The sequence below is a fragment of the Variovorax sp. FW305-3-2-15-B-LB1 genome (genome assembly GCF_058787635.1).
Window position 1 is genome coordinate 23520 of sequence record NZ_JBYSZY010000070.1, and the last position, 6865, is coordinate 30384.

The window sequence follows — 6865 nt, forward strand, 5'->3', positions numbered from 1 at the left end:
GCGCCGCAATTGGCGCCACAATGGTTGCAAATTGCGCCACGACCGATGCCCTCCACCACGTCGTCCCCCGCCTTCCTGCGACCCGCCCGCGCCGTCACGCCGATGGCCTTCGTGCGAGCCATCGTGCAAGGGTATGCCCGCTACGGCAAGGACCCGGCGCAGGCCCTGCAGGCGGCACAGATCGCGCCGCGCGAACTGGCCCGCCCGGGTGCGCGGGTGACGGCCGCGCAGTTCGAGGCGCTGTCGGGCCACGCGATGCAGGAGCTGGACGACGAGGCGCTGGGCTGGTTCTCGCGCCGCCTGCCCTGGGGCAGCTACGGCATGCTGTGCCGCGCCTCGCTCACCTCGCCCGACCTGGGCGTGGCCATGAAGCGCTGGTGCCGCCACCACCGCCTGCTGACCGAGGACATCACGCTCGCGCTGGAAGTGACCGGCGGCGTGGCCACGCTGCGCATCACCGAGAACCGCCCGCTCGACCCGGCGTTCCGCGAGTTCTGCCTGGTGACCAGCCTGCGCTTCATGCACGGCTACGTGTGCTGGGCCATCGACTCGCGCATCTCGCTGCGCCAGGCCACCTTTCCGTTCGCGGCGCCGCCGCACCGCGACGCCTACCCGCTGATGTTCACACCCGACGTGCACTTCGACGCGCCGCAGGCCAGCATCAGCTTCGACGAGCGCTACCTCGCGCTGCCGCTGCTGCGCGACGAACGCGCGCTGCGCACCATGCTCAAGCGCGCCCTGCCGCTCACGGTGCTGCAGTACCGCCGCGACCGCCTGCTGGGGCAGCGCGTGCGCGAACTGCTGCGCGCGCGCGCCGGCGAGGCGACCACTGCCGAGGCACTGGCAGGGCTGCTGAATGTGTCGGGGCGCACGCTGCACCGGCAGCTGCATGAGGAAGGCACCTCGCTGCAGGTGCTGAAGAACGAGGTGCGGCACGAGCTGGCGGTGGAGCAGCTGCGCCGGACCACGCGGCCGATCAAGCAGGTGGCGCTGGCAGTGGGCTTTCGCAACGAGAAGAGCTTTTCGCGTGCGTTCCTGCAGTGGACGGGGCACGCGCCTCGGGATTTTCGGCAGCTGGGGTTGTAGGGCACTTGTTCAGGGCGCGTGCACAGGCCACCGGGTACTTCCCTCCGCGAATGTCCCCCGGGGCTTCGCCCCTCCTCCTTGATTTCGCTGCGGGAAGCACCCAGTGTCCTGCGCACACCGAGCGCGGTCGTGGTGCAGGTCGATCAACGACCGCACTGCCCCACGCTCACGTCGATGGGGTGCCTTGCGCAGCGAAATCAAGGGGGAGCCCGAAGGACGGAGGACATTCGCGGAGCAAGGCTCCCCGTCGGCGGGAGCGTCGCCCTGAACAACGAAACTCAGGCCGGCGAATCGATCAACGCCAGCGCATCGGTGATCGACTGGCTGTCTTCCGGCCGCACCAGCTTCGCGACCTGTTGCCCGTCGCGCAGGAACACCAGCGTGGGCCACAGCCGCACGTTGAACGAACGCCCCAGCGGGCGGCCGCTGCCGTCTTCCACCTTGATGCGGCGCACGTTCGGGTACTTGGCAAAGGCCTCGGCAATGTTCGGCTGCGCGGCCTTGCAGATGCCGCACCAGTTGGTGCCGAACTCCACCACGGCCGGGCCCTGGAGCGCGTCGATCTCGCTGCGGTCGGGTTGCTCGGTCTGGTACTCGGAGGTCATGGGCAGGGTCCTTGCGAATTCGTGGGAAGGAGCGCGTGAAGGCGACGCACGCTGACGGGCGTCATTGCACCAGAAACTCAGGCCGCCTGCAGGCCGTAGCCGGCCAGCAATGCGGGCAGCCCGGTCATGTCGCTGAACACGGCCACGGCGCCCGCGGCGCGCAGCGCGCCCGGGCCGCTGTGGCCCGACTCGCCCGTGCTGTAGCCGAACACCGTGGCGCCCGCGGCCACGCCGGCCATCGCGCCGGTGACCGTGTCTTCGACCACCGCGCAGCGCGTCGGATCGACACCGAGCGCTTCCGCCGCGGCCAGGTACACATCGGGATGCGGCTTGGAACGCGGCATCTCGTGGCCGCTGAAGATGCGGCCCTCGAAGCAGTCGAGCAGACCGACCTTGGCCAGCTGCAGCTCGACCTTGTGGCGGTCGGCGCCCGAGGCGCAGGCGATGCGACCCTTGAGCCGCGCGTGGATCTCGCGGATGGCGGCGGGCGCATGGGGAATGGCGACGAGGTCGCGGTCCAGCGCCTCGTTGCGACGGGCGCGGAAGCCGCGCAGCCAGTCGTCGGTGATCTTGAAGCCTGTCTTGGCCTCGATGAGCGCCGTCTCGTCCTTCACGGCCTTGCCGGTGAAGATGTTCATCGATTCCTCGGCCGTGAGCTGCCAGCCGAGCTCGCCGAGCATGTCGGCGAGCACGCGGTTGGTGATGGGTTCGGAATCGACGAGCACGCCGTCGCAATCGAAGAGAACGGCGGAAAAGGGGAAAGGGGTCATTGCGAGGCAGGAGTTCAGGGGTCTGGCCCCATGGTAGCAACGCCCCCTTTCCGCACGGGGAGACTCAGGCTATCGAGCCATCTCAGACCACGGGGCGGATCGGAATGTAGATCTCGCCGCCGCCGGCCATGAATTCTTTCGACTTCTCTTCCATGCCCTCGGCCACGGCCTCGCGCTCCGCCACGCCCTTCTTTGCGGCGTACTCGCGCACTTCCTGCGTGATCTTCATCGAGCAGAACTTGGGGCCGCACATCGAGCAGAAGTGCGCCACCTTGCTCGAATCTTTCGGCAGCGTCTCGTCATGGAATTCGCGCGCCGTGTCGGGGTCCAGGCCCAGGTTGAACTGGTCTTGCCAGCGGAACTCGAAGCGCGCCTTGCTCAGCGCGTCGTCGCGCGAGCGCGCACCCGGGTGGCCCTTGGCCACGTCAGCGGCGTGCGCGGCGATCTTGTAGGCAATGATCCCCTGCTTCACGTCGTCGCGGTCGGGCAGGCCCAGGTGCTCCTTGGGCGTCACGTAGCAGAGCATCGCCGTGCCGGCCCAGCCGATCATCGCGGCGCCGATGGCGCTGGAGATGTGGTCGTAGCCCGGTGCGATGTCGATGGTCAGCGGGCCGAGCGTGTAGAACGGCGCCTCGTGGCAGTGCTTGATCTGCTCGTCCATGTTGGCCTGGATCATGTGCATCGGCACGTGGCCCGGGCCTTCGATCATGGTCTGCACGTCGTGCTTCCAGGCGATCTGCGTGAGTTCGCCCAGCGTGCGCAGCTCGGCAAACTGGGCCTCGTCGTTCGCATCGGCACCGCTGCCGGGGCGCAGGCCGTCGCCGAGCGAGAAGCTCACGTCGTAGGCCTTCATGATGTCGCAGATGTCCTCGAAGTGCGTGTAGAGGAAGCTCTCCTTGTGGTGCGCGATGCACCACTTGGCCATGATCGAGCCGCCGCGCGACACGATGCCCGTCATGCGGTCCGCCGTGAGGTGGATGAACGGCAGGCGCAGGCCGGCGTGGATGGTGAAGTAGTCGACGCCCTGCTCCGCCTGCTCGATGAGCGTGTCGCGGTAGATCTCCCAGGTGAGGTCTTCGGCCACGCCGCCCACCTTTTCGAGCGCCTGGTAGATCGGCACCGTGCCGATGGGCACCGGCGAGTTGCGCACGATCCAGTCGCGCGTGGTGTGGATGTTCTTGCCGGTCGACAGGTCCATGACGTTGTCGGCGCCCCAGCGGATGGCCCACACCAGCTTCTCGACCTCTTCCTCGATGCTCGAGGTGACGGCCGAGTTGCCGATGTTGGCGTTGATCTTCACCTTGAAGTTGCGCCCGATGGCCATCGGCTCGACCTCGGGGTGGTTGATGTTCGCGGGAATGATCGCGCGGCCACGGGCCACTTCGTCGCGCACGAACTCGGGCGTGATGATGCGCGGAATGCTCGCGCCCATCGGGTTGCCCGCCACGCGCTTGGCGCGCTCCTCGTTGGCCAGGTACTCGGCCATCCACTCGCGCTTGCCGTTCTCGCGCAGGGCCACGTATTCCATCTCGGGCGTGACGATGCCGCGGCGCGCGTAGTGCATCTGCGTGACGTTGGCGCCCGACTTGGCGCGGCGCGGCGTGCGCTGCAGCGCCGAGGCACCGGCGCGCAGCTCGGCCAGGCGCTGCGCGTCGCGGTCTTCGTTCTTGGCGCCGTCGTCCAGCGCGTGGTGCGTGCGGCCTTCGTAGCTTTCGGTGTCGCCGCGCTCGATGACCCAGGCGCTGCGCACGTCGGGCAGGCCGCGGCGCACGTCGATCTCGACCTTCGGGTCGGTGTAGGGGCCCGAGGTGTCGTACAGGGAGACGGTTTCGCCGTTGGTCAGCGCCACGTCGCGCACGGGCACGAACAGGTCGGGCCGGCTGCCCGGAATGACGCACTTGTGCGAGGCGGGAAAGGGTTCGCGCGTCAGCGACAGCAGCGAGGTGAACTTGTCGGGGGCATTCATCGGGAGGCACTCCTTGTTGAGGGAAAGGGTGCTCCGCAATCGCTCGTGGACCTCGGGAGGCCCGCCACCGAAAAAGGGAGTGACGGACCGAAGTCAGGGAGTGCAGCTCTTCTTACGCCGGTATGACCCGGATCAAGTTCGCGGGTCGGCAGCTTTGCCATCTCAGCACGCCACATGCGTGCACCCCGGAGCGGGGCCGATTGTGCGGGCCGAAGCCCGCCGCCGTCAACCCGGGGGCTGGTGCAGGTCTCCGTCGACGTAGAACCAGCGCTCGTCCTCGCGCACGAAGCGGCTGCGCTCGTGCAGGCGGAACGCCACGCCCGTCGCGCCGCGCTGGCGGGCGACGAACTCGACCTCGGCGTGGTCGGCATCGAGCACCGAGCGCGAGCGGATGTCCAGCCCCAGCCATTTGACGCCCGGCTCGAACTCGACCGACGCCGGCCGCTTCGACGCATGCCAGGTGGCGAGCAGGTAGTCGGCACGCGCCAGCACGAAGGCCGAGTAGCGCGAACGCATCAGAGATTCGGCGTCGGGCGCCGGCGTGTTCTCGAAATCGTCGAGGTAGCGCCCACAGCACAGGGCGTAGCCGATGGGCTTGTCGCGACGGTCGGTGCGGCCGCAGGGGCAGGGGCCGGGAGTGGGGTCGGTGGCGCTCATGAAGGGCTCTATTGGAACACTTGGCGCGGCGGGGGCTGAAGGGGGCTTCCGGGCATGCCCGCTTTGCGAGGACCTGCCGGGGCTAAAGGCGCCGAGGCCTCTTGCGCCAACGGCTTGTGTCGCTACAGTCGTCCGGCGTTTCGTTCCTTCAAGCTGAACACCAAAGCATGCTTTTGCGATTCCTCAAGCTGTTCTTCCTGCTCGCTGCGACCCTCTCCTTGGGAGTCTTCGCCTTTCTGCACGGATTTAATGCATGGCGCGCCGGACAAATCGTTGTCACGCGAAGGGGACGCGAACCCTTTGTCGCAGCCGCCGATGGTGCATTTCCCATCACGTTCAATATGGAAGTCTCGGGATTGATGATCATCGGGGGTGCCGTTGCGCTTTGCGGCATTGCAGGCGTCGTCAAGTTCCTCATTAACACGCCGGACCAGCGACGCACGATGCTGACCCGTATGGATGGCGTCTCGCGCCGCGAGCGCAGTGACATGGACATTCCGTGGTCGATTGGGCTTGCCATCGTCGGGGCGGTTGTGGCGTTTTTTCTCTACTTGGGATTTAGAGTCCACGCGCAATAGGTTTGTCTGCCTGCAACCAGCCATGAGTGGCCTTTCATCAGCAAGAACGACGACGAACTCAGGAAAGTGTCCGCGCAGGGTTTCAAGCACTACCGCGAGACTGGCGTGCAACGGATGAGCGTGCGCAAGCTCGACGTCTCGGCGATCGACGAACTCCACGGATTCGCCCGCGTGGAATGGCGAGCGATCTACAAGGTCGATGGCGCGCAGAAGGTGATCGACTTCACCAATGTCTATCTGGTGCGGCTTGAAGGCGCCAGCGCGAAAGTGTTCGGGTGGATCGCTGGCGATGAAGCTGAGGTGCTACGGCAGCATGGCATTGGGTGAGGGGCTGCCGAGGGGGCGCTTTCGGCCCGAAAGGGGCCTTTAGCTTTGAGACTCCCTCAAGCGCTCGTGCGGCGCTCCCTGTCTGCTACTTTGGGGTGTACGTCATCTTGACCGGGTAATCCTGCCATGAGAATCCGCTCAGGGATTGCCTGCCTACTGCTTGGCCGCGAAGTGGGCCTTCCGCTGGAATCTCGAACTTGAGCCGCCGATCGTAAGACTTGCTCGGCGTCGTAGCCTTCGTATTTTCGTAAAGCATGCAGGTCTCGTAGGTGCCGAGCAACGTCGAGAGCGTATGCCTTCCACCGTAGGTAAATTCTGTCGTCAGATCGTAGATCTGCTCGGGGTCTGGCGCAGCGGGTACACCACCTTTCGGCGTGAAAACGGAAACCGCCTTCATCCGGTATTTCCGAGTGACCACCTCGTCCTTCTTCATGTTCAAGGGACGCGTGAGGGGCGGGTCGTAAACGATGGTGTCGGTCCTGGAGCCGGAAGAGTCGCTGTAGGTGAAGCGGCGGCCGTAATACACGACGTTTCCATCGATCAAGTCCGTGAACTCGGTATCGCTGAACGCAACCCGCTCAACGATGAGTCCATCTGATTTGGACGTGATGGCGATTGGCGTCACACCAGCGAATGGCTGACGTCCCTCGAGCTTGTAGTAAACCTTGTCGGCACCCAGCGCTGGCTCGAGGATCAGGTTCCGATTGAACTCCGCTTCCAGAACGGTTCCCTCACGGAAATCTGCTTCGTTGGTGCACGCGGCGGCAGTGGGCGCCTCCGGAGCGGGCGGAGAGACAGGTGGAGCAGGAGGTGGCGCTGGTGGATTGCCCCCGCTTGAGGGCGGAGGTGCCACTGGCAGCAAAGGCAGGCCCCCGC

The 6865-nt window shown here is 66.2% G+C and carries 7 protein-coding genes, 1 pseudogene and 1 riboswitch; of the genes and pseudogenes, 3 read left to right on the plus strand and 5 right to left on the minus strand.

Translation table 11 applies throughout. The features are described from left to right. The first annotated feature begins 45 nt into the window (after positions 1–45). Positions 46–1086, plus strand: a complete 1041-nt coding sequence (locus AC3WQR_RS28355; protein ID WP_095746925.1) for an AraC family transcriptional regulator — start codon at positions 46–48, stop codon at positions 1084–1086. Positions 1087–1364: 278 nt separating this feature from the next. Here the strand turns inward: AC3WQR_RS28355 and AC3WQR_RS28360 are convergent, their stop codons facing one another. The 4 genes from AC3WQR_RS28360 to AC3WQR_RS28375 form a co-directional block, all read right to left on the minus strand. Continuing rightward, entirely contained in the window at positions 1365–1691 is a 327-nt protein-coding gene (locus AC3WQR_RS28360) for a thioredoxin family protein (RefSeq protein ID WP_492745232.1), read from the minus strand. Between the two features lie 77 nt (positions 1692–1768). After that, the gene (locus AC3WQR_RS28365; RefSeq protein ID WP_307584285.1) at positions 1769–2461 is read right to left on the minus strand and encodes an HAD family hydrolase; all 693 of its coding nucleotides are present in this window, start codon (positions 2459–2461) and stop codon (positions 1769–1771) included. 82 nt (positions 2462–2543) lie between these two features. Beyond that, positions 2544–4427 carry a phosphomethylpyrimidine synthase ThiC gene (thiC, locus tag AC3WQR_RS28370; RefSeq protein WP_492745236.1) on the minus strand — a complete coding sequence of 628 codons (1884 nt, stop codon included), beginning with the start codon at positions 4425–4427 and terminating at the stop codon, positions 2544–2546. Between the two features lie 92 nt (positions 4428–4519). Then, positions 4520–4625, minus strand: a riboswitch (TPP riboswitch). Between the two features lie 27 nt (positions 4626–4652). Beyond that, positions 4653–5084 carry a YchJ family protein gene (locus tag AC3WQR_RS28375; RefSeq protein ID WP_095746929.1) on the minus strand — a complete coding sequence of 144 codons (432 nt, stop codon included), beginning with the start codon at positions 5082–5084 and terminating at the stop codon, positions 4653–4655. 167 nt (positions 5085–5251) lie between these two features. Here AC3WQR_RS28375 and AC3WQR_RS28380 point away from each other — a divergent pair, with 167 nt between their 5' ends. Both AC3WQR_RS28380 and AC3WQR_RS28385 read left to right on the plus strand, forming a co-directional pair. Next, complete coding sequence (locus AC3WQR_RS28380) at positions 5252–5662, plus strand: hypothetical protein (protein ID WP_492745239.1); 411 nt, start codon at positions 5252–5254, stop codon at positions 5660–5662. Between the two features lie 66 nt (positions 5663–5728). Then, complete coding sequence (locus AC3WQR_RS28385; protein ID WP_492745242.1) at positions 5729–5989, plus strand: hypothetical protein; 261 nt, start codon at positions 5729–5731, stop codon at positions 5987–5989. Between the two features lie 85 nt (positions 5990–6074). Here the strand turns inward: AC3WQR_RS28385 and AC3WQR_RS28390 are convergent. Beyond that, a pseudogene (locus tag AC3WQR_RS28390) lies at positions 6075–6865 on the minus strand (hypothetical protein); the annotation flags it as partial.